Origin of the sequence: Zobellella endophytica (assembly GCF_003012775.1) — a bacterium.
Classification (GTDB): domain Bacteria; phylum Pseudomonadota; class Gammaproteobacteria; order Enterobacterales; family Aeromonadaceae; genus Oceanimonas; species Oceanimonas endophytica.
Genome location: NZ_PXYG01000007.1, coordinates 195706 through 217860 on the forward strand (window position 1 = coordinate 195706; position 22155 = coordinate 217860).

The 22155-nt window shown below is 65.8% G+C and carries 21 protein-coding genes and 1 tRNA gene; 6 read left to right on the plus strand and 16 right to left on the minus strand.

Annotated elements, in window-relative coordinates; all coding sequences use genetic code 11:
- Nucleotides 1-27 precede the first annotated feature (27 nt).
- From C7H85_RS15475 to C7H85_RS15495, 5 genes are all read left to right on the plus strand, one after another.
- Nucleotides 28-942: a sugar kinase gene (locus C7H85_RS15475; protein ID WP_106730594.1), complete on the plus strand. Its 915-nt coding sequence runs from the start codon at nt 28-30 to the stop codon at nt 940-942.
- Nucleotides 943-951: 9 nt separating this feature from the next.
- Entirely contained in the window at nt 952-1596 is a 645-nt protein-coding gene (eda, locus tag C7H85_RS15480; protein WP_106730595.1) for a bifunctional 4-hydroxy-2-oxoglutarate aldolase/2-dehydro-3-deoxy-phosphogluconate aldolase, read from the plus strand.
- A 422-nt stretch (nt 1597-2018) separates the two neighbouring features.
- Nucleotides 2019-3620, plus strand: a complete 1602-nt coding sequence (locus C7H85_RS15485; RefSeq protein WP_210433673.1) for a flavin monoamine oxidase family protein — start codon at nt 2019-2021, stop codon at nt 3618-3620.
- A 10-nt stretch (nt 3621-3630) separates the two neighbouring features.
- Nucleotides 3631-4023: a c-type cytochrome gene (locus C7H85_RS15490; protein ID WP_106730596.1), complete on the plus strand. Its 393-nt coding sequence runs from the start codon at nt 3631-3633 to the stop codon at nt 4021-4023.
- A 23-nt stretch (nt 4024-4046) separates the two neighbouring features.
- Nucleotides 4047-4541: a RidA family protein gene (locus C7H85_RS15495; RefSeq protein WP_106730597.1), complete on the plus strand. Its 495-nt coding sequence runs from the start codon at nt 4047-4049 to the stop codon at nt 4539-4541.
- Between the two features lie 60 nt (nt 4542-4601).
- Here C7H85_RS15495 and dkgB read toward each other — a convergent pair whose 3' ends face one another.
- Together dkgB and C7H85_RS15505 are read right to left on the minus strand one after the other, a co-directional pair.
- The gene (gene dkgB / locus C7H85_RS15500; protein WP_106730598.1) at nt 4602-5402 is read right to left on the minus strand and encodes a 2,5-didehydrogluconate reductase DkgB; all 801 of its coding nucleotides are present in this window, start codon (nt 5400-5402) and stop codon (nt 4602-4604) included.
- 86 nt (nt 5403-5488) lie between these two features.
- Complete coding sequence (locus C7H85_RS15505; RefSeq protein ID WP_106730599.1) at nt 5489-6676, minus strand: MFS transporter; 1188 nt, start codon at nt 6674-6676, stop codon at nt 5489-5491.
- A 107-nt stretch (nt 6677-6783) separates the two neighbouring features.
- On the opposite strand from C7H85_RS15505, the gene C7H85_RS15510 reads away from it, so the two are divergent.
- Nucleotides 6784-7662, plus strand: coding sequence for a LysR family transcriptional regulator (locus C7H85_RS15510; protein WP_106730600.1), 879 nt, complete (start codon nt 6784-6786; stop codon nt 7660-7662).
- Here C7H85_RS15510 and C7H85_RS15515 read toward each other — a convergent pair.
- From C7H85_RS15515 to C7H85_RS15580, 14 genes are all read right to left on the minus strand, one after another.
- Complete coding sequence (locus C7H85_RS15515) at nt 7657-8607, minus strand: bile acid:sodium symporter (RefSeq protein WP_342749349.1); 951 nt, start codon at nt 8605-8607, stop codon at nt 7657-7659. The genes C7H85_RS15510 and C7H85_RS15515 overlap by 6 nt on opposite strands.
- A 40-nt stretch (nt 8608-8647) precedes the next feature.
- Nucleotides 8648-9415, minus strand: coding sequence for a 2-keto-4-pentenoate hydratase (locus tag C7H85_RS15520; RefSeq protein ID WP_106730602.1), 768 nt, complete (start codon nt 9413-9415; stop codon nt 8648-8650).
- Nucleotides 9416-9420: 5 nt separating this feature from the next.
- Nucleotides 9421-10845, minus strand: a complete 1425-nt coding sequence (locus tag C7H85_RS15525; protein ID WP_106730603.1) for an amidase — start codon at nt 10843-10845, stop codon at nt 9421-9423.
- A complete protein-coding gene (locus C7H85_RS15530) occupies nt 10824-12113 on the minus strand; it encodes a TRAP transporter large permease (protein WP_106730604.1) in 1290 nt (429 codons plus the stop codon). The genes C7H85_RS15525 and C7H85_RS15530 overlap by 22 nt, the downstream gene beginning before the upstream one ends.
- The gene (locus C7H85_RS15535; RefSeq protein ID WP_106730605.1) at nt 12110-12718 is read right to left on the minus strand and encodes a TRAP transporter small permease subunit; all 609 of its coding nucleotides are present in this window, start codon (nt 12716-12718) and stop codon (nt 12110-12112) included. The genes C7H85_RS15530 and C7H85_RS15535 overlap by 4 nt, the downstream gene beginning before the upstream one ends.
- Before the next feature lie 54 nt (nt 12719-12772).
- Nucleotides 12773-13807, minus strand: a complete 1035-nt coding sequence (locus C7H85_RS15540; protein WP_106730606.1) for a TRAP transporter substrate-binding protein — start codon at nt 13805-13807, stop codon at nt 12773-12775.
- 74 nt (nt 13808-13881) lie between these two features.
- A complete protein-coding gene (locus C7H85_RS15545; protein WP_106730607.1) occupies nt 13882-15048 on the minus strand; it encodes a pyridoxal-phosphate-dependent aminotransferase family protein in 1167 nt (388 codons plus the stop codon).
- 80 nt (nt 15049-15128) lie between these two features.
- Nucleotides 15129-16550, minus strand: coding sequence for a dihydropyrimidinase (gene hydA / locus C7H85_RS15550; protein WP_106730608.1), 1422 nt, complete (start codon nt 16548-16550; stop codon nt 15129-15131).
- Nucleotides 16551-17168: 618 nt separating this feature from the next.
- Entirely contained in the window at nt 17169-17864 is a 696-nt protein-coding gene (locus C7H85_RS15555) for a GntR family transcriptional regulator (RefSeq protein WP_106730626.1), read from the minus strand.
- Nucleotides 17865-18028: 164 nt separating this feature from the next.
- Nucleotides 18029-18760, minus strand: coding sequence for a maleate cis-trans isomerase family protein (locus C7H85_RS15560; protein WP_106730609.1), 732 nt, complete (start codon nt 18758-18760; stop codon nt 18029-18031).
- Nucleotides 18761-18793: 33 nt separating this feature from the next.
- Complete coding sequence (locus C7H85_RS15565; RefSeq protein ID WP_106730610.1) at nt 18794-20074, minus strand: TRAP transporter large permease; 1281 nt, start codon at nt 20072-20074, stop codon at nt 18794-18796.
- Nucleotides 20071-20631, minus strand: coding sequence for a TRAP transporter small permease (locus C7H85_RS15570; RefSeq protein ID WP_106730611.1), 561 nt, complete (start codon nt 20629-20631; stop codon nt 20071-20073). The genes C7H85_RS15565 and C7H85_RS15570 overlap by 4 nt, the downstream gene beginning before the upstream one ends.
- Complete coding sequence (locus C7H85_RS15575) at nt 20628-21581, minus strand: TRAP transporter substrate-binding protein (RefSeq protein ID WP_245879691.1); 954 nt, start codon at nt 21579-21581, stop codon at nt 20628-20630. Before C7H85_RS15575 ends, C7H85_RS15570 begins: the two co-directional genes overlap by 4 nt.
- A 448-nt stretch (nt 21582-22029) precedes the next feature.
- Nucleotides 22030-22106: transfer RNA gene (locus C7H85_RS15580), tRNA-Asp, on the minus strand.
- Between the last annotated feature and the right edge of the window lie 49 nt (nt 22107-22155).

Consider the following 22155-nt stretch of genomic DNA (forward strand, 5'->3'; position numbering starts at 1 on the left):
GGCGGCTGCGGCCGCCTGGAGACCCCTATGAACATCATCGGTTTTGGTGAGTGCATGCTGGAGATCGCCGGTGCCCCGCTGGCGCTGCGCTTCGGCGGCGACACCCTCAATACCTGCCTGTACCTGTCCCGGCTCGGCCCCCGCCACGGCCACCGGGTGGCCTATGCCACCGCCCTGGGCGACGACGAGCTCAGCGCCGAGCTGCTCCGGTCCTGGCAGGAGGAAGGTATCGACTGTCGCCTGGTCAGCCGCCTGCCGGGCGGCACCCCCGGGCTCTACCTGGTCACCACCAGCCCCGGCGGGGAACGTTATTTCCACTACTGGCGCGCCAACAGCCCGGTGCGCGGCTACTTCGCCGAGCCGGGCACCCCACTGGAGCAAAGCCTGGTCCGGGATCACTGGGATGTCTTCTACCTGAGCGGCATCAGCCTGGCCATACTGCCGCCCGCCGGCCGCGAGCGTCTGCTGGCCTGTGCCCGGCAGGCTCGGGAGCGCGGCATGGCGGTGATCTTCGACAACAACTACCGCCCCCGGCTGTGCCCGGCCGGCGAGGCCCGTCACTGGCACGACCGGTTGGCGCCTCTGGTCACCCTGGCCCTGCTGACCGAAGAAGACGAACAGTCCCTCTACCCCGATGAAGCCACCGACGCTCTGATCGCACGCTGGCAGGGGGCCGGCTGCCGGGAGTTGGTGCTCAAACGGGGCGCCGCTCCCTGCCTGATCGCCCTCGGCCGGGAGCGTTTTTCACAAGCCCCGGTGCCGGTCGCCTCGGTGGTGGACACCTGTGCCGCCGGCGATTCCTTCGCCGCCGGCTACCTGTCGGCCCGCCTCGCGGGTGAAGCGCCGGCCGTCGCCGCCCGGCTGGGCCATGAACTGGCCGGCATCGTTATCCAGCATCCCGGCGCCATCATTCCCCTGGATGCCATGTTTTCCCTGCTATAAGGAAGTCCCATGTCACAGCACAACTCACTGGCCGCCACCCTGGCCCGTTTCAAGATCATCCCGGTGATCCAGATCAACAATATCGAACAGGCGCCGGCCCTGGCTCACGCCCTGGCGGACAACGGCCTGGCCGTGGCGGAAGTGACCTTCCGCAGTAACGGCGCCGCCGAGGCCATCCACCGGATGAAACAGGCCAGGCCCGAGCTGCTGATCGGCGCCGGCACCATCCTCAACGGTGACCAGGCCGAAGCCGCCCTGGCGGCCGGTGCCGAATTCATGGTGGCGCCGGGCCTCAACCCCAGGACGGTACGGACCTGCCAGGCGCTGGGGGTGCCCTTTATTCCCGGTATCAACAGCCCCAGCCAGATCGAGCAGGCCCTGGAACTGGATCTGACCCTGCTCAAGTTCTTTCCCGCCGAGGCCTCGGGCGGTGTCGGCATGGTCAAGGCCCTGCTCGCCCCCTACCAGCAGATCAGTCTGATGCCCACCGGCGGCCTGACCCCGGACAACGCCGGCAATTACCTGGCGCTGCCGCGGGTGCCCTGCTGCGGCGGCACCTGGCTGACCCCGACCCAACTGGTCGACGACGGCGACATGGCCGCCATCGGCCTGCGCATCCGTCAGGCGGTGGAACGATTTTCGATCCGGTCTTGAAGCCAATACCTCAACCTGGAACATCATCGTCGGCCCAATGGACGGACCCCGCCTTGGAAACAGTACGAGCCCCCAGTCCGGGGGCAATCCGGCTCCGGACACAATTCGCCCAAATGCACCACTTTAGTGATAGGTGAGTTTCCAGTGAGCATAAAGGGTGCACTCTCTACTTTCTGTCCTAACGGCAGTGTAAGTCACTACAACTCCAACAAAACACAGATCAAGGAATGGAGTGATCTTTTTTATTCAGGATCTTGAGCCACCATCATCCCTTGAAATCCAGGAGGGGCGAGCCCTGCCACCGGATTCTCCCCTATTGCTCCCGGCCGTTATCTGTCCCGCAGATCCCACCTTTCACTTTCTGGCACGACCGTTGCTAAGAAACATAGCGCCAAACGGAACACTGACAATAAGGACAGAGCATGAATGACAAGTTGTTATCCCTGCCGCAAACCCGGCGGGACTTCCTGATGAAAGTCGCGGTAATGGGCGGTACCGGCCTGGTGATGGGCACCATGAAGGCCTGGGGCATGGACATGTCTTCCAGGGCCGTTTCCCCTCCCATGCTGTCGGGCTCGGGCAATGGCAAGACGGTGCTGATCCTGGGCGCCGGCCTGGCGGGCATGACCGCCGCCTATGAGCTGGGCAAGGTTGGCTACCAATGCACCATTCTCGAAGCGCGGGATTTCGCCGGCGGCCGCTGCCAGACCGCCCGCGCCGGCTTCCGGCTGACCGAGCTGGGCGGCGAAGAGCAGCAATGCCGGTTCGACGAAAGCTACTATATCAATCACGGCCCCTGGCGCATCCCCTTCAATCACCAATCCACCCTGCATTACACCCGTGAGTTCGGGGTGCCGCTGGAGACCTTCGTCAACGACAACGATGCGGCCTACCTCTATTTCGAGGACGTGGACGGCCCGCTCGCCAACAAGCCGGTGCGCCAGTTCGAGATCAAGGCGGACTTGCGCGGCCAAGTGAACGAGTTGCTGGCCAAGTCCATCCACGCCAGTCAGCTGGATCTGCCCCTGACCGGGGACGACAAGAAAAAGCTGCTCGACTACCTGGTCAACGAGGGCTACCTGTCCGCCAGTGATTTCAGCTACCAGGGTACCGGTGGCCGCGGCTACAAGGTGAACCCGGGCGCCGGTACCGAACCCGGCCCGGGCGAAGCCTCGGATCCGCTGGCGCTGAAGGATTTGCTGGCCTCCGGCATGGGCCATGTCTATCGCAGCGTACACAGCTTTACCCAGCAGGCCACCATGTTCCAGCCGGTCGGCGGCATGGACAGGATAGCCAGGGCGTTCGAGCAACGGGTGGGCAACCGGATCCGCTACGGCATGGAAGTCGGCCGTATCCGCCAGCATGGAGATCAGGTGATTATCAGCGGTAAGCAGCTCGCCGACAACGGCGATTTCGAGCTGGCCGCCGACTACTGCCTGTGCACCATCCCGCTGTCGGTGCTGCGCCATATCGACACCGACTTCTCCCCGACCTTCAGCGACGCCATCGGCCAGGTCGCCTACGAGCCCACCTGCAAGATAGGGCTGCAAATGAAACGCCGCTTCTGGGAAGAGGATCACTTTATCTACGGCGGCCATATCAGGACCAACCTCAAGGGCATCGGCAATATCTCCCTGCCCTCCGACCAGTGGCAGAGCGCCAAAGGCGTACTGCTCGGCTACTACAACTTCGGCGCCAACGCGGCGGAAGTGAGCGCCAAAAGCCTGGAAGAGCGCACCCGCTTCGCCCTGGAGGCCGGCGAGAAGATCTTTCCCGGTGCCTACCAGTCTTCCTGCGAGTCGTCCTTTTCCGTGGCCTGGCACAGGGTCAAGTACAACCTGGGCGGCTGGGCCGAATGGAACGATCAGGCCAGGGCCACCGCCTACCCCACCCTGCTGAACGCCGAAGGGCGGGTACTGCTGGCCGGCGAGCACCTCAGCTACCTGACCGGCTGGATGGCCGGGGCCATCGAATCGTCCTGGCAGCAAATGGCCAAGCTGCATGCCATGGCCCAGCAGGCCTGAGGAGCGAAGGATGCGCATTATCAGCATAAGCATGGCCCTGCTGCTGGGTTCCGGCCTAGCACAAGCGGGCAACGAGGGCGAGCAGCTGTTCCAGCAGAACTGCATGGCCTGCCATCAGGCCCAGGGCCAGGGCATACCGGGAGCATTCCCCGCCCTGGCCGGTAACGCCCTGGTGCAGGGCAGCGGCGAGCAGGTGCTGCGGGTGGTGTTGCACGGACGGGGCGGCATGCCTGCCTTTGCCCAGTCTCTGCCCGACCACAAGATAGCCGCCATCCTGAGTTACATCCGCAGCCACTGGGGTAACGAGGCGGCCGCCATTTCCGAGCGGGAAGTGGCGGCGATACGCCAGAGCAGCACCAAGAGTGAAGTGGTCGACCGCATGCAGGTCCGCACCCAGAACTGACCCTGTTTAACGAGGAATACACCATGAAACCGATTTTTACCCTGAGCGCCCTGGCGCTGTGTTCTGGCCTGGCCTTTTCCGCCCAGGCCGAGATAGTCACCCATCCCATCCCCAACTCGGACTTCCCCATCGCACAGGCGGTCGAAGTCACCGGGGACGTCACCACCTTCTATGTCAGCGGCCAGGTTCCCCCGGTGATCGACGCCGATGCAGATGGCAACAGCAAGGCCGCCTTCGGCGACACCCGGCAGCAAACCATCGGTGTCATCGAACGAATCAAGACGATTCTGGAAGCCCGGGACATGGCACTGAGCGACGTGGTCAAGATGCAGGTCTTCCTGGTGGGCGACCCGGAACTCGACGGCAAGATGGATTTTTCCGGCTTTATGGAAGGCTACAAGGAGTACTTTGGCCAGGGCAAGGCCGGCCTGCCGGCTCGTTCCGCCATGCAGGTGGCCGGGCTGGTCAACCCCGGCTGGCTGGTGGAAATTGAAGTGACGGCGGTCAAGGATCGCTGACCGGTTCGGGCCTGTTTCCTGTTGTGGTGTTGGGCGGAGTCATCTCCGCCCTTTTTATGCTCAATCCCAGGCCGGACCGAAATCGGGGCTGACCAGCCGTTGATTGGTGGCAATGCCGCGCACCCGGGCCAGTTCCGCCTCGCTCAGCCGCAGCCCGGCGGCGTCCAGGTTGGCCTGCAGGTGGCTCCGCCTGGTGGAGGCCGGTATGGCGATGTGGCCTTCCTGCAGCAGCCAGGCCAGGGCTACCGAGGCCGGGCTCACCCCGTGGGCCGCGCCGATTGCCTGCAACACCGGCTCCTCCAGCACCTTGCCGTAGGCCAGCGGCATGTAGGCGGTGACCCGGATGCCCCGGGCGCGGCAGAACTCGACGATGGGCTCGTTGCGGAACAGCGGGTGCAGCTCCACCTGGTTGGTGAGGATGGCGTCGGCCCCGACGGCGTCGATCGCCGCCTGCAGGTGGCGGACGGTGAAGTTGGACACCCCGATATGGCGGGTCAGCCCCCGCGCCCTGGCCTCGGCCAGCTGCTCCATATACACCGCCACCGGTATCTCGTCCCGGGGCGAGGGCCAGTGGATCAGGGTGAGATCCACCTGCTCCGTTTGCAGCTTTGCCAGGCTCGCTTCCAGGCTCGGGATCAGCCGGCCCGGGGCCAGGTGCTCGGTCCAGATCTTGGTGGTGAGGAAGACCTCCCCGCGCGGCACCCCGCTTGCGGCCAGGGCCCTGCCCACCTCCGCCTCGTTGTCGTAGATCTGGGCGGTGTCGATATGGCGGTAGCCGAGCTCGAGCCCGGTGCTCACCGCCGCTACCACCTCTTGCTCCTTCAGCCGGAAGGTACCCAGCCCCATGGATGGTATCTGCATCTTGTGCTCCTGTTGTGGATGGTTGTCGGTAACGATATGGGTTCAGGGTAGCCGGCGGACGGCGAACCGTCCGCCGGCTACCGGATTCATCGGGTTCGCGGTGCCGGCAGGGCGTCGCCGCGGGCATCCAGGGCACCGCTCAGCCGGGTCAGCAGCAGGGCCACCAGCACCACCAGGGCGCCGATCCAGGGCGTCTGCATCAGTCCGCCGCGTTCCACCACCAGGCCGCCCAGCCAGGCGCCCAGGGCAATGCCCAGGTTGAAGGCGGCGATGTTGAGCCCGGAGGCCAGGTCCACCGCCCGGGGGCTGTACCGCCCGGCCAGTTGCACCACGTACAGCTGCAGGCCGGGCACGTTGCCGAAGGCGAAGGCGCCCCACAGCAGCAGGGTGAGCACCGCCGCCCAGGGGTGGCCGGCGCTGAAGGTAAAGACCAACAGCACCAGCGCCAGGCCGGCGAAGACGATGTTCAGCGCCCGCACCGGCCCCAGCCGGTCGGCCAGCCGGCCGCCCCAGAGGTTGCCCACCGCCACCGACACCCCGTACACCAGCAACAGCAGGCTCACGGTGTCGGCGGCGAAGCCGGTCTCCTGCTCGAGGATGGCCGCCAGGTAGGTAAAGGCGATAAAGGTGCCGCCGTAGCCGATGGCGGTGATGGCATACACCAGCAGCAGCCGCGGCTGGGCCAGCACCGCCAGTTGCTGGCCCAGGCGGGCGGGCGCCGGCTGCTTCAGGTTGCGCGGCACCAGCAGGGCGCTGCCGAGCAGGGCCAGCACCCCGAGCAGGGACACCACCAGGAAGGTGGCCCGCCAGCCGAGGCTCTGGCCGATAAAGGTGCCGAGCGGCACCCCGGTCACCAGGGCCACGGTCAGGCCGGTGAACATGATGGCGATGGCGCTGGCCTCCTTCTCCCTGGCCACCAGGCCGGTGGCAATGGTGGAGCCGATGGAAAAGAAGACCCCGTGGGCCAGGCCGGTCAGCACCCGGGCCAGGATCAGCGAGCCGTAGCCCGGCGCCCGCCAGGCCAGCAGGTTGCCGAGCACGAACAGCGCCATCAGCGCCAGCAGCAGGTGCTTGCGGTTCCAGCGTCCGGTCAGGGCGGTGAGCACGGGGGCGCCCACCGCCACGCCCAGGGCGTAGAGGCTGACCAGCAGGCCGGCGGATGGCAGGGACACGCCCAGATCCTGGGCGATGGTCGGCACCAGGCCGACGATGACGAATTCGGTGGTGCCGATGGCGAAGGCACTGAGGGTTAATGCGAATAACGCGACTGGCATGGCTTGCTCCGTCTTGGCTTGAGTAATGGTCGGGACGGAGGCATTCTAGGCCGGGTTACTTTTGTCAAAAACGCTATAAAGCACAAATCATATTTGCAGGAATCACAATGATCACCCGTTCCGACGATCTGACGCTGCTGCTGGCGGTGGTGGACAGCGGCGGCTTTTCCGCCGCCGCCGAGCAACTGGGCATACAGGTGGCCAGGGTGTCCCGGGCGGTGAGCCGGCTGGAGCGGCAGCTGGGCACCACCCTGCTCAACCGCACCACCCGCCAGGTGGAGCTGACCGAGGAAGGCCGCCGCTTCAGCGAGGAAGTGCGCCGGGGCCTGGCCCTGCTCGACCGGGCGGAAGAGGCCCTGCACAGCGCCCGCCACGGTCCTTCGGGCCGGTTGCGGGTGGATGCGGCCAGCCCCCTGGTGCTGCACCAGCTGGTGCCGCTGGTGGCGGAGTTCGGTGCGGCCTACCCCGCCATCCGGCTGGAGCTGAGCTCCAGCGACGGCATCATCAATCTGCTGGAAAAACAGACCGATATTGCCATCCGTATCGGCGGCATGAGCGACTCCACCCTGCACGCCCGGCTGCTGGGAGAGAGCCCGCTGCATATCGTCGCCTCGCCGGACTACCTGCGCCGCCGGGGCAGCCCGGCCAGCGCCGCCGAGCTCGACCGGCACCGGCTGCTCGGCTTTATCGGCAGCGGCGGGCTCAACCGCTGGCCCCTGGCGCGGGGCGCCGTGGTGCCGGACATCGCCGCCAGCAGCGGCGAAACCCTGCGCCAGCTGGCCCTGGCCGGCAACGGCATCGCCTGCCTGTCGCGCTTCATGATAGGAGAGGATCTGGCGGCGGGCCGACTGGTGCCGTTGCTGCAGCAGGAATACCTGCCGCTGCCGGAGCGGGAGCAGGTGCACGCCGTCTACTACCGGCACAGCGCCCTCTCCGCCCGCATCGGCGCCTTTCTCGACTTTATCGGCCCGCGCCTGAGGTTATGAGCCGGCCTCGCCGCCCGCCGGAACGGGCCGCGCCCGGGGAGCCAGGCGCGAGGCCAGCAGGGAGTCGGCCAGCATGTGCAGGAAGTGAAACACCAGGCAGCCGACCACCGCCAGGCCACCCGCGGCGTTCATCGCCACCAGCACGCTCACCGCCACCGGCGTGGTCTTCTGGGCGGCGGTGAACAGCAGCGCCAGCCGGGCCGGCCGGGCCAGCGCGAGCCCGGCCCCCGCCAGCAGGCACAGCCCCAGCAGGGTGCCGTGCAGCAGCAGCGACCAGGCCGCCAGCGCCAGCAGATCCGGCCAGCCCAGCTGCAGCAGCGCCTCCCGGCTGGTGGACAGGGTGATCCAGGCGGTGATCACCACGCTCAGGGTCGGCACCACCCCCATCCAGCGGCGCACCACCAGGCCGCCCAGCAGCTGGCGCAGCACCAGGCCGAGCACGAAGGGCAGCAGCACCATGGACGACAGCTTGTGCAGCAGCGGCCAGGGCGAGAGCGCCGCGCCCTGGCCGATCAGCAGGCTCAGCATCAGCGGGATGGTGACGATGCCGAGCAGGTTCAGCCCCAGGGTCATGAACAGCGACCACTGGGCCTGGCCGCCGCTGAGCCGGGTCAGCACCACGCAGGACGAGAGCGTCGGCGGCACCACCGACACCACCAAGAGCCCCAGTGCCAGGCCGGGGGCCAGGCCGCCATGCTGGTAGACCAGCCAGCCCACCAGCGGCGACAGCAGCAGGCTGATCACCAGCGCCGCCAGGAACACCCGGCCGAAGCCGGGCCCGGGCCTGAGCTCCTGCAGCCGGCTCTGCAGGCCGTTGACCAGGAAGATCACCGCCACCAGCCAGGGCAGCGGCTGCCACTGGGCCAGCCAGAGCCCGGGGCCGGGCAGCAGCAGGGCCAGCAGTATGGCGGCGCAGAGGCCGCCGGGAAGTAACCAGGCGATGATGAACTCCTTACCCGGGCCCGGCCCGGAACGGACGCGGGACTCAGTCTATCCTGACCCTGGCCTCGCCGATACCCGGGAAGCGGGCGCACACCTCGGCGCCGGGGGCGATAAAGCGCATCCCGGTCCAGCTACCGGTAGTGATCAGATCCCCGGGCTCCAGTCCCTGGTTGCGCGCCACCAGGTGGTTCACCGACCAGCCCAGCAGGCTCGCCGGATCCCCCAGCGGGTGGCCGCCGCGTTGCTCGGCCAGCTGTTCGCCGTTCACCGTCAGCACCAGCGGCCGTTGCGCCAGCTCGAGCCCCTGCCAGTCGCTGATGCCGCCGCCGACGATCAGCGCCCCGTTGATCTGGTTGTCCGCCAGCCGCCACAGGGCGCCGGCCTGCTGCCACTGGCGCAGCCGGGTGTCCACCAGTTCGATGGTCACACACAGCTCGCCCAGCGCCGCCCGCACCTCGGCCTCCTCATACAAGAAGGCCCGGGGCGGCAGGGGGCGGGTCACCCGGAACGCCAGCTCCGCCTCGATGCCGATCATGTGAAAGTCATCCCCGCTCAGGCGGGCGCCACTGGCGTGGACCCGTCGGGGCGGGATGGGCGCGCTGTAGGGCTCGCTGTCCTTGTTGGGCGCCCCCACCTTCCAGCAGCGGGTGCGCTGCCCCGGCCACAGCGCCCGCGCCACCCCGTCCTGGACGGCGTAGGCCTGGGCCACCGTCTGCGGCCCCACCGCCTCCGCCGGGGTGTCGAACTGCTGGCCGCCCCGGTAGGCGGCCAGCACCAATGCCACCGCCTGTTGCATCTCCTGTTGTTCCATCCTGGTCATCCTGTCGTGGTCTGCTCCACCAGGGCCGGCCAGCGCCAGCCCCGTCCGTTTGCTCGTTCATAGTCCGCCGCCAGTTGCAGCAGCTGCGCGTCCTGGCCGAAAGCGCCCACCAGCTGGAAGCCGATGGGCAGGCCGCCCGCCGAGGGCGGCGCCGGCAGGTTGATGGCCGGGTGCCCGCAGGCGTTGACCCAGCCGGTGTAGATGGCGTGGCCCCGCGGTCCCACCGCCTGGCCGGCGATCTCCGGCGGATACGCCTGCGCCGCCGGCCAGGGCAGTGCCGCCGCCGAGGGGGTGATGATGATGTCCACCGCCTCGAAGGCCCGGCTCACCCGCTCCCGGAAACGGCGGATGCCCTCCCAGCCGCCCAGGTAGTCCGCCGCCGGCAGCTGCCGTCCCTGCGCGGCCAGGGCCCGGAAGCGCTCGGCGGCCACCGGCTCGGCTTGTGGCAAGGCGGCGAAGATGGCCGCCACCGCCGCCGCTCCCATCATCGGCCAGAAGCGGTCCACCGCCTCCAGGCCGAAGGGCAGCGCGCCCCGGGTCACCCGGTGGCCCAGCCCTTCCAGCACCGCCACCGCCCGCTCGACGCTCTCCGCTATCTCCGGATCCAACGGTTGCTCGCCGAAGCGCGGTACGTAAAGGATCCGCAGCGGCCCGGCGCTGGTCGCCGGCCGGGCCCACAGGGAGCCCTGATCCCGCCGGTCGGGACCTTCGATGACGCGGTACAGCGCCTCGGCGTCCGCCGCGGTGCGCGCCAGCGGGCCCACCACCTCGAAGTCCAGCATCACCTGGGGCAGGCTGCCGGCCCGGGCCACGGCGCCGATGGAGGGCTTGAGCCCCACCAGGCCGGTGTGGGATGCCGGCCGGCGGATGGAGCCGCCGCCATCGGTGCCCAGCGCCAGCGGGCAGAGCCCCGCCGCCACCGCCGCCACCGCGCCGCCGCTGGAGCCGCCCGGGGTCAGCGCCGGGTTCCAGGGGTTGCGGGTCACCCCGAACAGGGCGTTGTCGGTATAGCCCTCCAGGGTGAACTCGGGCACGTTGGTCTTGCCCAGGATCACCAGCCCCGCCGCCCGGCAGCGGGCCACCGCCAGTTCGTCCTCCTCGGCAATCCGGCCCGCCAGCGCCCGGTTGCCCCAGGTGGTGGCCAGGCCCTCGACGTTGAGGTGGTCCTTGACCGTGAGCGGCACCCCGTCGAGCGGGCTGAGGGGGTTGCCCTCGGCCCAGCGTGCGGTGGCGGCGGCGGCGTCTTCCCTGGCGGTCGGGTTTATCGTGATCAGGGCATTGAGTTTCGGATTAAGCCGGGCGATGCGTTCGCCCAGCGCCTCGACCACCGCCAGCGGGGTCAGGGTGCCGGCGGCGTAGGCCGCCGCCAGCTCCAGGGCGCCCAGGCGCCAGCTCTGGGTTACATCATGTTGGGCAGCCATAGGGCGATCTCCGGGAACATCATCAGGCTCAGGGTGAACAGCATCATGATCAGGATAAAGGGCACCACTCCCCACATCACGTCGCTGATGTTACCGCCGTCCTTGCGCACGCTCTGCACCACGAACAGGTTCATGCCCACCGGCGGGGTGATCAGCGCCAGCTCGCACATCAGCACCACGAACACCCCGTACCAGATGGGATCCACGCCCAGGGCGGTGACGATGGGATAGGTGATGGGAATGGTCAGCACCTGCATCGACAGCACGTCCATGAACATGCCGAGCGCCAGGTAGAACAGGATCAGCAGCAGCAGCAGGCCGGTGGCGCTGAGCCCGAAGGAGGTGACCCAGGCGGTCAGCTCGTCCACCACCCCGGTGAGGCTGATGGTCAGGTTGAGCACGAAGGCGGCGGTGATGATCAGCAGTATCATGCCGGTGATGCGCGCGGTCTGCACGAAGCACTCCTGCAGGAAGGCGAGCGACAGCCGGCCCGAGCGCCAGGCGAAGTAGAGCGCCGTCATCACCCCCAGTGCGGCGGACTCGGTGGCGGTGGCCAGGCCGGTGTAGATGCTGCCCATGACGATGCCGAACACCACCGCCGGCGGGATCAGGTGGCGTGAGAGCCTGAGCTTCTCGGCCAGGGGCAGCCGTTCTTCCCGCACGCTGTTGCTGCCCATGTTGGCGAAGCCGATATAGACCATGAACAGCAGGCTGAGCAGGATGCCGGGCACCAACCCCGCCATAAACAACTTGCCGATGGAGTTGTTGGTGAGCGAGCCGTAGATCAGCATGTTGACGCTGGGCGGGATCAGTATGCCCAGGGTACCGCCGGCGGCCAGGCTGCCGAGCGACTGGCGCATGGAATAGTTGCGCTCCTTCAGCGAAGGCAGGGCGACGGTGCCGATGGTGGCGGCGGTGGCCACCGAGGAGCCGGAGGTGGCGGCGAACAGGGCGCAGGAGCCGATGTTGGTGTGCAGCAGCCCCCCGGGCAGGCGGCCCAGCCAGGCGGCCATGGCCAGGAACATCTTGTCGGCGATGCCGCTGCGCAGCAGCAGCTCGCCGAGCAGGATGAACAGCGGGATGGCGGTGAGCAGGGCCTCGTTGTGCACGCTCCACACCACGGCGCCGATGGAGTCGATAAAGGCACCGCCGAACACCATCAGGCCGCCGATCACCCCGATCAGGGCCATGGCCACGGCGATGGGCAGGCCCAGCAGCAGCATGCCGAGCATGGCGAAAAAGCCGATAAATACGGTGGTGACGCTCATTTTACTCCCTCCCCGGCCAATACCGGTGTCATGCCGTCATCGGCCTGTTGCTGGCGCTGGGCGAAGTCGTCCAGCTCGGCCTTGAGCTCTTCACTCACGCCCTTGGGATTGAACTCCCGGTTGAGCGCCGGCGCGTCGCCCCTGGCCAGCAGCCAGCTGGCGCGCAGGCCGTAGCCTAGGGCCACCAGGGCGAACACCGAAAGCCCCGCTATCCACACTCCCTGGGGGTAGATCAGCGGCGTGGCCCAGGGGGTCTGGGAGGTGCTGCCGTAGTCCAGGGTCTCGCGCACCACGCTCAGGCACACCCAGGCCATGAACAGCCCCAGGCCGCTCATGAACAGGGCCGACAGCCAGTTGAGCAGGCTCTGCAACCCCGCCGGCAACCGTTCGTGGAAGATGTCGATGCGCATGTGCGCCCGCCCGAACAGGGCGATGGTAAAGGCCAGGGTGGCGCCCACCGCCAGCGCATAGCCACTGAGTTCGTCCACCCCCTGCAGCGATACCTTGAAAAATTTGCGCAGCAGGGTTTCCACCGCGATCAGCATCGACAGCAGCAGAAAGACACCGCCGAACACCAGGCTGGCCAGTTGCTCGATTCGCTTCATTTCAACCTCTCCTTGTAGCGACGCGGGCGGGACCACCCCGCCCGCGCCGGGACATTACAGCCCGGCGATATCCGCCAGATCCCGCTGCCAGTTGGCGGCACAGTCGGGGTTGGTTTTATTGCACTGCTCGGCCCAGGTGGGGTAGGACACGGATTGCACCGTGCTGGCCAGGGTGGCCAGATCCGCCTCGCTCACCGGTACGTCCACCAGGTCGTACTGGGTGCCGGTGGTGCAGGGCTCGGCGCCCACGTTGCAGCGGCTGGCGTCCAGGAACAGCTCTTCCGAATAGCTCCAGATGTCCTCGTTCAGCTCGTCGAAGGCCGCCTGCAGCCGCTGCTGCTGCTCCGGGGTCAGCTTGTTCCAGGTCTTGAGGTTGATGCCGTAGCCGTTCAGCGCCAGCTGGAAGCCGAGCGGCAGCATATGGGTGGTCACCTCGGGCCAGCCGGCGGAGTTGGCGGAGCTCGGGCCGGTGATGGCGCATTCGATCATGCCGAGCGCCAGGCTCTGGTGCACGTCGCCGAAGGCCACCGGCACCGGCACCCCGCCCACCGATTCCACGAACTGGGCCAGGTTCTGGTCATAGACCCGCACCTTGAGCCCCTTGACGTCCGCCAGGCTGTTGATGGGGTGCTTGCAGAACAACACCTGGGGCCCGAAGGGCCAGACCGCCAGCAGCTTGGTGTTGAACCGCTCCTGCAAGCGCTGGTCCACCGTGTCCTGGTAGGCTTCCACCACCCGCCGGCCCTGCTGGAAGTCCGGGTTCAGGCCCACCAGATCCAGGCCGAGGATGGTCGGCTCGTCCCGGGAAACCTGGGACATGCGCAATGAAATCAGATCGAACAGGCCGGATTTCAGCACCCGCAGCTGCTCCACGTCCTTGATGCCGGTGGTGTCCAGCGGCTTGTAGTTGATGCTGAGCGGCAGCCCGGTCTTTTCCGCCAGGGTCTCGAAGAAGGGTTGCTCCTTGTTCTTCTGGATAAGGCCGGTGGCCAGGGGCTGGCCGATCACCTTGAGGTTGATGGTTTCGGCCAGGGCCGGGGTGCCGGCGAGGGTGGTGCCGAGCAGGGTGGCTAACAGTAACTTTCTCATCGTGAGGTACTCCTTCCTTGAACATGCGGATTGCATCCGGGGTGGCCCGCCCGGGGCGGACCACCGAAACGGGCTCAGCGGTCGGCGAGGAAACGCATGGCTTCCTGCACGCCGCCGGGCCGGTGCGGCACGCCGGCACAGGCCAGCCCCATCTCCACCCCGGCCAGGGTGCCGAGCAGGGTGAGATCGTTGATGGCGCCCAGGTGGCCGATGCGGAACACCCGGCCCTTGAGCTTGCCGAGGCCGGCGCCGAGCGACATGTCGAACCGCTCCAGGATCAGCCGGCGCAACCGGTCGGCGTCGTGGCCCTCGGGCAGCAGCACCGTGGTCAGCACCGGGCTGTGCTCGGCCGGGTTGAGGCAGAGCACCTCCAGGCCCCAGGCCTGCACCGCCCGGCGGGTGGCCTCGGCATGGCGCTGGTGGCGGGCGAAGACGTGGTCCAGCCCCTCCACCTCCAGCATATGGATGGCTTCCTTCAGGCCGTACAGCAGGTTGGTGGCCGGGGTGTAGGGGAAGTAGCCGGTGGCGTTGCTGGCCAGCATGGCGCTCCAGTCCCAGTAGGACCTGGGCAGCCGGGCCTGTTTGGCGCGCGCCAGGGCCTTGTCGCTCAGGGCGTTGAAGCTGATGCCCGGCGGCAGCATCAGGCCTTTCTGGGAGCCGGAAATGGTGACATCCACCCCCCATTCGTCGTGGCGGTAATCCGCCGAGGCCAGGCCTGAGATGGTGTCCACCATGAACAGCGCCGGATGGCCGGCCTCGTCGATGGCCCGGCGAATGTCGCCGATGCGGCTGGTCACCCCGGTGGAGGTTTCGTTGTGCACCACGCACACCGCCTGGATCTGGTGGCCGTCATCCCGGCGCAGGCGCTCGGCGATGGCCTGCGGATCGGCGCCGTGGCGCCAGTCGCCGGGGATGAACTCCACCTCCAGCCCGAGCTTGCCGGCCAGCTCGTGCCAGAGGGTGGCGAACTGGCCGGTTTCGCACATCAGCACCCGGTCGCCGGGGCTCAGGGTGTTGACCAGCGCCGCCTCCCAGGCCCCGGTGCCGGAGGCGGGATAGATCACCACCGGGCTCTCGGTCTTGAAGATGCGCTTGATGCCCGCCAGCACCGCCTGGCCCAGTTCGGCGAACTCGGGCCCCCGGTGGTCGATCACCGGGTTGTCCATGGCGCGCAGTATCCGGTCCGGTACCGGTGAGGGCCCGGGGATCTGCAGAAAGTGACGCCCGCTCTTGTATGACATGTCTCACTCCTTGAACTGCCTTGATGATGGAGGCAGGGCCTCCGGTAAGGGCCCGCGGGCCCTAAATACTCCGTATCCGTTCAGTAACGCACCTTGGGCTTGGCCATCTCCGGCTTGCCGCAGGGCAGGAAGCGGCCCTGGCCGGCCTGGCCCAGCACCTCGCCGTCCCGCCACACCACCCTGCCCCGGCTCAGGGTCAGCACCGGCCAGCCGGTGACAGTGCGGCCCTCGTAGGGGGTGTAATCCACGTCATGGTGCAGCAGCTCGTTGCGGATGGTGACCTGCCGGTTCGGGTCCCAGAGCGCGATGTCCGCGTCCGCGCCCACCGCTATGCTGCCCTTCTGCGGATAGAGGCCGTACAGCTTGGCCGGGTTGGTGGCGGTCAGCTCCACGAAGCGGTTGAGGCTGATGCGGCCCTTGTTCACCCCTTCCGAGAACAGCAGCGGCAACCGGGTTTCCAGCCCGGGGATACCATTGGGGATATAGGGAAAGGCGACTTCCTCGCCGTTCGGCTTCTTGCCCTGGGGATCGTCGTAGCGAAAGGGAGCGTGATCCGAGGAGAAGATGGTGAACAGGCCGTCTTCCAGCCCGTCCCAGATCACCTGCTGGTTGGCCTGGTCCCGGGGCGGCGGGCTGCACACGCATTTGGCGCCCTCGTAGCCGTCCAGCCCCAGATCCTCGGCGGTGAGGAACAGGTACTGGGGGCAGGTTTCCGCATAGATGCTGATGCCGTGGCTGCGCGCCCAGCGGATCTGCTCCACCGCCTCGGCGCCGGACACGTGCACGATCAGGATGGGCACGTCCACCAGCTCGGACAGGGCGATGGCCCTGTGGGTAGCCTCCCGCTCCACCAGCATGGGCCGGGCGGCGGCATGGAAGCGCGGCGCCCTGTGGCCGGCATCCAGCAGGCGCCGGGTCAGCCAGCTGATGCAGTCGGCGTTTTCCGCATGGATCATCGCCATGGCGCCCTCGGCCCGGGCCACCGCCAGCACGTCCAGGATCTGGCCGTCGTTGAGCTTGAGGTCGTCGTAGGTCATGTAGATCTTGAACGAGGTGCAGCCCTGGCGGATCAGTTCCGGCAGCTCTTCCTTCAGCACCGTCTCGGTGGGGTCGCTCACGATCAGGTGGAAGGCGTAGTCGATCACCGCCTTGCCCTCGGCCCGGCGGTGGTAGTCTGCCACCGCCGCCTTCAGCGACTGGCCCTTCTCCTGGGCGGCGAAGGGCATCACCGTGGTGGTGCCGCCGCAGGCGGCGGAGCGGGTGCCGGTGAAAAAGTCGTCCGCCATGCGCAGGCCGTCCGGCATCGGCTGGTCCAGGTGGCAGTGGCCATCGACCCCGCCCGGCAGCACCAGCAGGCCGCTGGCATCCAGCTCTTCCCGCCCCGGCGCCAGGTTCAGGCCCATGGCCACGATGCGGCCGTCGCGGATCCCCAGATCACAGTCGGTGATATCGGCCGCGGTGGCGATGCGGCCATGGCGGATCACCAGATCAAACTCGGACATGACTCCTTCCTCCCTGTCGGTGTATTGCTGCATGAATCTTTAATTCATAATTATGTATGCGTAATTAATCATCCATGTGCACCGTATTCAAATCCCGGGAGAAGTTAATGTGAAGAAGATCTCAAAATGTAAAAATTAAGTTAAATATGGTGATGGGACGGCAGGGCTGGCATAACGGCCAATGGGATCAAAAGGAGATGAAGGAGGGAAAAACGCCGGCCCGGCGGGAGCGCCAGAGGGGCCATATCACTTAACAATCAGGCCGCCCCATTATCCCTTCGGTCGGAAGTGTTGTTGACTGCCGGCGGAGTACAGGCTGTCGGCCAAAGGGCACTACTCCGCCGACACGCTATGAATACCTCCCTGTACGCTCTCTGTTTCATCCCTGAAACAGAAGGTCGGCTGAGCAGCGTCCTTTGTCCTCCCTATCACTCCAGTGTCGCCTGCTGGCCCCCCTTCAGGTGGCGCCGGGGCTTGAAAGAGGCAACAGGGCTGGTCTCTTCTCTTTGCCAGCGTTCAAACGGATCGCTATTCCAGGGCGACGGCAGGTGAGGCAGTGTGGGAGAAGGGGGAAAAACGGAATGCTCAGGGTCCGGCCACAGACCCTGTGCGCGGTACTCAGCCGAGCCGTTGCTGCTTGTCTTCCAGCTCCCTGACCAGCAGATCGCCGGTATGCATCACGTGCTCGGCCAGGATGCGGCCAGCCCGCTCGCCGTCCCGCGCCTGCAATGCCTCCAGCAGGGCCCGGTGCTCGGCCACCGATTCTTCCCAGCGGTGATGAAAGCCGATGGCCAGGTAGCGGCCACGGCTGACCCGGTTCATCAGCTGGTGGTGCAGCTGGGTCAGGGTCTCGTTGCCGGCCAGCTCGATGATCAGCCGGTGGATATGCTGGTTGATCTCGAAATACTGGTGCTTGTCCTGCTCCTGGTGGTATTGCTCCAGCTTGTCCTGCAGCTGCCCCAGCCGGGTCAGCTCCGCTTCGGTCGCCCGCAGGGCGGCCAGCTCGGCGGCCCGGCGCTCCAGGGAGCAGATCACTTCAAAATGTTCGCGGATTTCCTCGGGGGTGATGGTCGACACCCGGGCGCCCCGGTTCGGCTCTATGGTGACCATGCCTTCCGAGTTGAGCACCTTCAGCGCCTCCCGCAGGGGGGTACGGGAAATATCCAGCTGCTTGCACAGCGCCGGCTCGTTGATGCGCTCCCCTTCCTTGAGCTCGCCCTCGATAATCATGGTGCGGACGCAATCGGCCACCTCTTCGTGCAGCGAACGACGACGCAGAGAGTTTCTCCCCAGGGTATTGATTGCTGTAGCCATCATCGTGCTCCTGTTGTTATTGCTTTGTAGGCCGCTTACCTTAATCTGTTGCCGGTAAAAGCGATACGTCCGGACCCCGCAAGGGTGATCCCGGTCTTGTCCGCCCCGGCCTGCCAGCGTGAAAGCCCCGGACCGGCCGGGGCTCTGCATTACATAATATATAATTATGGCTTAAGTGAAAATAAATTGCCCCAATTTTTGACCTGGGCGGGATCCCGATCGGCCAGCAGCATGCCCTTCCACACCCCGGTGGACACGGTGTCGTAGATGGGAATACCCAGCTCCTGCTCCAGATCCGCCGCCACCCGGGCACCGCGCAAATTGGTACAGAAGACAGTGATGGCATCGCATTGCTGTTCGCGGGCCACGGCGCGGATCATCTCCTCGATGGTGGCTTCGCTCACCTGTGAGAAGGAGAAGTTGCCCCTGTCGTTGAGGTGGCGTTCGGCCACGCACTCGTAGCCGGCGGCGGCATAGGTGTTGATCACCTTTTGCTGCACCTCGTGCAGATAGGGGGTGACCAGACCGAAGCGCTTGACCCCGGTGATGGCGAATAGCTCGTTCAGCGCCAGCACCGAGGTGGTGGCCGGAATGCCGGTGGCCTCGGTAATGGCCCGGCACAGGATCTCATCGTCCTGGAATCCCCGCCAGCCGGAAGAAGTCCCGCTCCAGGTAATGGACTGTACCCGGGCATCCGCCAGCAGCCGGGAGGCCTGCAGAAAAGGCTCGTTGTCGAACTGGCTCAGGGCCTGGTCGGTAAGCGAGATCTCGGTCACCTTGAGCCGGCCGAAATGGGCGCTGACGCCGCTCACGCCGTGCAGTATGTCGGCGGTGACCGGCTCCAGGGTGGTATTGGAAGAAGGGGTCAGCACACCCAATAAAGTACGATCAGTCATCACTTGCTCCTTGTTAGTCATCACATTAAGTCATCAATAACCCAGGGCACGCGGCAGGGCCGTCACTATCCCGGGGAAAATCCAGCACAACACCAGCACCAGGTACTGAAGCGCAATAAAGGGCCAGACGTAGCGCAGCAACTGGGACATGGGGATCTTGGCGATACCGCACATCACGAACAACAGTACCCCCACCGGCGGTGTCATCATGCCGATCACCAGGTTGAACACGAACAGGAACCCGAAGTAGAGCGGGTCTATGCCGTAGGCCAGGGCGATGGGGGCGAACAGCGGCACCAGCATGATGTAGGCTGCGTTCGACTCCAGGAACATGCCCACTACCAGCAGCATGGCCATTACCAGCGCCAGGAACAGATGGGGGTTGTCGGTCAGCGCCTGGATGAATTCCGACAGCCGCATCGGGATCAGGTCGATGGTGAACAGGAAGGTCAGCGGCGTGGCGAAGGCGATCAGGGCACCGACCACGGCCGAGGTCAGTGCCGCCCGGAACATGCAGCCCGGCAGATCGGCCCAAGCCAGCTTGCGGGTCACCCACTTGCCGATGACAAAAGCGTAGATCACCGCGATGGCCGCGCCTTCGGTAGCGGTGAAGACACCGCCGACGATGCCGCCGATCACCACCACCGGCATCAGCATGATGGCCCCTGCCCGCCGGGTTTGCAGCAGCAGGTTCTTCAGGCTGAAGGGCTCGCCGGTAGGCGCATAGCCCTTGCGGTGCGCAATCCAGCTCGACAGCGCCATCATGCCCACCACCAGCAGGATGCCGGGCACCACGCCGGCCATGAACAGGCCGCCCACCGACACCGAGGAGCCGGCCATCAGGGCGTAGACGATCATCGCCGCACTGGGGGGAATAATGGGCCCCAGGTTGGAGGCGGACGCCACTACCGCCGAGCCAAAGCCCGCGTCGTAATGCTTTTTCATCGCCGGCATCATGGTGGTGCCCAGGGCGCTGGCACCCGCTACGGCGGCACCGGTCACCGAGGCCAGACCCAGCCCGGACAGCAGGGTGACATGGGCCAGCCCGCCCTTGACCCGGCCGACGAAGGCATTGGCGAAGTCGATGGTGCGCTGCATCACCTGGCCGCCGACCATCAGCTCGCCCGCCAGCATGAACAGCGGAATCGCCATCAGCGGAAAGGAGTTGACCGCGTGCATCATGCGCTGGGGCATGACCGACAGCTCGATGCCGCTGTAGGCCAGGCCGCCTAGGGCCGCCAGCCCGAGGGCGAAGGCCAGGGGCATGCCCAGCAACGCCAGGATCAGGAAGGTGATAATCGCCAGGGTGGTCATGCTGCCTCCTCCTCATCGTCGGCCCAGACACGGGTGCCCTGCCAGGCCATGAACAGCAGGTGCAGCAGGGCATGGCCGCAGCTCAGCATCACCGGCACGTAGAATACCGATGCACTCACCGGCACCGTCGGCATCAGCTCGCCCCAGCCGTCGATGGCCACCAGCACCGCCTGGTAACACACCACCACCATCAACACGCCGCTGACCGCCAGCATCAGTCGGGCCAGCCCCTCCTGCAGCCGGGCCGGCAGCCGGTTGATGAGCACGTCGATGCCCACATGGACGCCCTGCTTCAGGCCGTGGGGAATCGCGAGGAACACCGCCCACACGAAGGCCAGGCGGGACATTTCGTCGGCCCAGTCGATGGACTCGGACAATACATAGCGGCAGAACACCTGGGCCGACACCAACAACACCATGATCGCCATGCTGGTGCAGATGGCGTAACGGGACAGCCCGTCCAGCCCCAGCAGGCAGCGGCGCAGGGCCGCGGCCGGCGAAGGCAGGGGCGAAGGTCCGCTCAGCATGCCGGCCTGATCGGAATGACCGGTTTTCATGACTTGGCATCCTCCAGCACCGCATCGACCAGTTCGTCACCCAGGCGAGCTTTCAGCTCCTCGATGATGCCGGTGGTCTGCTGCTGCATCTGTTGGTAGAGTTCGGGGCTGACCTGGTTCAGCTGCATGCCGGCGGCCACCAGTTGCTCCCGGGACAGCAGATCCTCTTCCGCCGCCTTTTCCCGCTGCCACTGTACCGCCTTGACCATGGCGTCACGCATCAGCTGCTGCTCTTCGGCGGAGAGCTTGTCGAAATGCTTCTTGTTGGCCACCACCACGATAAAGTCGAAGAAGTGGCCGGTGTCGGTCAGGTATTGCTGTACTTCCTGGTAGTTGTTCTTGCGGATGATGCTGAAGGGATTTTCCTGGCCGTCGATCACCTTCTGTTGCAGGGCGGAATAGACTTCGTTGATGCCCATGGAGGTCGGGCTGGCGCCCAGGGCACGGAAGGTCTTGAGGTGGGTTTCGTTCGGTTGCAGACGGATCTTGAGCCCCTCGAAATCATCGATGGAGTCGATGGGCTTGACGCTATTGGTGATATGGCGCGGACCCAGCTCCATAAAGCCCAGGGCAACAAAGCCCTTGTCCGCCAGCTTGTCGTTGAGCAGCTCGCCGACCCGGCCGTCGATCACCCTGAACGCGGTTTCCCTGTCCTTGAATACGAAAGGCAGGCTGACCGCCTCCAGCTCGGGCACGGTACGGGACAGGAAGGAAACCCCGATCCAGGTCATGCTCAGTACCCCGGAGCGCACCTGATCCACATTTTCGGAAGCACCGCCCAGCTGCATGGCCGGAAACAGGTGCACCTTGATATCGCCAGCGGTGGCCTTTTCCACTTCCTGCTTGAACACTTCCATCGCCAGGCTGCTGGAGTGATCGGCGGCAAAGTTGCCCGCCACCCTCAGGGTCTCGGCCCCCGCCGTCCCGGCAAAGAGGCCGGCCCCCAGCATTACTGCCAACAAACTCTTTTTAAAATTGTGACCAAAAGAGTGTACATTGCTATCCATTGCCTTCTCCTCGGGTAAGATGCTGCCGCCAACATCATTATGAATTCATAATTATATATACATTCCATTAACAGTACTGGCAACCGCAAAATCTCGCCAGAAGCTGACCAGAAAGACTAAAATAAGCACAAGAGATTGAATTTAAATGAGATAAAAGAAAAAAACAGAAGGTGGGCTGTTAATAAAGTGTGATCCAAATCGCAGGGCTGCGACACCGAAGATCCGAGGTAACTTAAAACAAAAAAGCCACCCGGAGGTGGCTTTTTGTGTTTGATGGCCGAGTGGCAAAGGCACCGCCTTTACAGCGGAGGCGCCGCGTGCCGACTTCATCCAGTAGTCCGGCGCAGACAATACGAAAAGCCCTGACCAATCGGTCAGGGCTTTGAGGTAATGGCGGAGCGGACGGGACTCGAACCCGCGACCCCCGGCGTGACAGGCCGGTATTCTAACCAACTGAACTACCGCTCCGCAAAAGCCGTATAGTCAGATACTAAATTGGGTGCCTGGCAGTGACCTA

Coding starts and splice junctions, on each gene's coding strand:
- C7H85_RS15560 (WP_106730609.1), bottom strand. CDS start 18,760: ATGACTGATCGTACTTTATTGGGTGTGCTGACCCCTTCTTCCAATACC.
- C7H85_RS15545 (WP_106730607.1), bottom strand. CDS start 15,048: ATGTCATACAAGAGCGGGCGTCACTTTCTGCAGATCCCCGGGCCCTCA.
- hydA (WP_106730608.1), bottom strand. CDS start 16,550: ATGTCCGAGTTTGATCTGGTGATCCGCCATGGCCGCATCGCCACCGCG.
- C7H85_RS15475 (WP_106730594.1), top strand. CDS start 28: ATGAACATCATCGGTTTTGGTGAGTGCATGCTGGAGATCGCCGGTGCC.
- C7H85_RS15530 (WP_106730604.1), bottom strand. CDS start 12,113: ATGAGCGTCACCACCGTATTTATCGGCTTTTTCGCCATGCTCGGCATG.
- C7H85_RS15505 (WP_106730599.1), bottom strand. CDS start 6,676: ATGCCAGTCGCGTTATTCGCATTAACCCTCAGTGCCTTCGCCATCGGC.
- C7H85_RS15570 (WP_106730611.1), bottom strand. CDS start 20,631: ATGAAAACCGGTCATTCCGATCAGGCCGGCATGCTGAGCGGACCTTCG.
- C7H85_RS15575 (WP_245879691.1), bottom strand. CDS start 21,581: ATGCTGGGGGCCGGCCTCTTTGCCGGGACGGCGGGGGCCGAGACCCTG.
- C7H85_RS15485 (WP_210433673.1), top strand. CDS start 2,019: ATGAATGACAAGTTGTTATCCCTGCCGCAAACCCGGCGGGACTTCCTG.
- C7H85_RS15540 (WP_106730606.1), bottom strand. CDS start 13,807: ATGAGAAAGTTACTGTTAGCCACCCTGCTCGGCACCACCCTCGCCGGC.
- C7H85_RS15535 (WP_106730605.1), bottom strand. CDS start 12,718: ATGAAGCGAATCGAGCAACTGGCCAGCCTGGTGTTCGGCGGTGTCTTT.
- C7H85_RS15520 (WP_106730602.1), bottom strand. CDS start 9,415: ATGGAACAACAGGAGATGCAACAGGCGGTGGCATTGGTGCTGGCCGCC.
- C7H85_RS15555 (WP_106730626.1), bottom strand. CDS start 17,864: ATGGCTACAGCAATCAATACCCTGGGGAGAAACTCTCTGCGTCGTCGT.
- C7H85_RS15510 (WP_106730600.1), top strand. CDS start 6,784: ATGATCACCCGTTCCGACGATCTGACGCTGCTGCTGGCGGTGGTGGAC.
- C7H85_RS15490 (WP_106730596.1), top strand. CDS start 3,631: ATGCGCATTATCAGCATAAGCATGGCCCTGCTGCTGGGTTCCGGCCTA.
- C7H85_RS15525 (WP_106730603.1), bottom strand. CDS start 10,845: ATGGCTGCCCAACATGATGTAACCCAGAGCTGGCGCCTGGGCGCCCTG.
- C7H85_RS15495 (WP_106730597.1), top strand. CDS start 4,047: ATGAAACCGATTTTTACCCTGAGCGCCCTGGCGCTGTGTTCTGGCCTG.
- dkgB (WP_106730598.1), bottom strand. CDS start 5,402: ATGCAGATACCATCCATGGGGCTGGGTACCTTCCGGCTGAAGGAGCAA.
- eda (WP_106730595.1), top strand. CDS start 952: ATGTCACAGCACAACTCACTGGCCGCCACCCTGGCCCGTTTCAAGATC.
- C7H85_RS15565 (WP_106730610.1), bottom strand. CDS start 20,074: ATGACCACCCTGGCGATTATCACCTTCCTGATCCTGGCGTTGCTGGGC.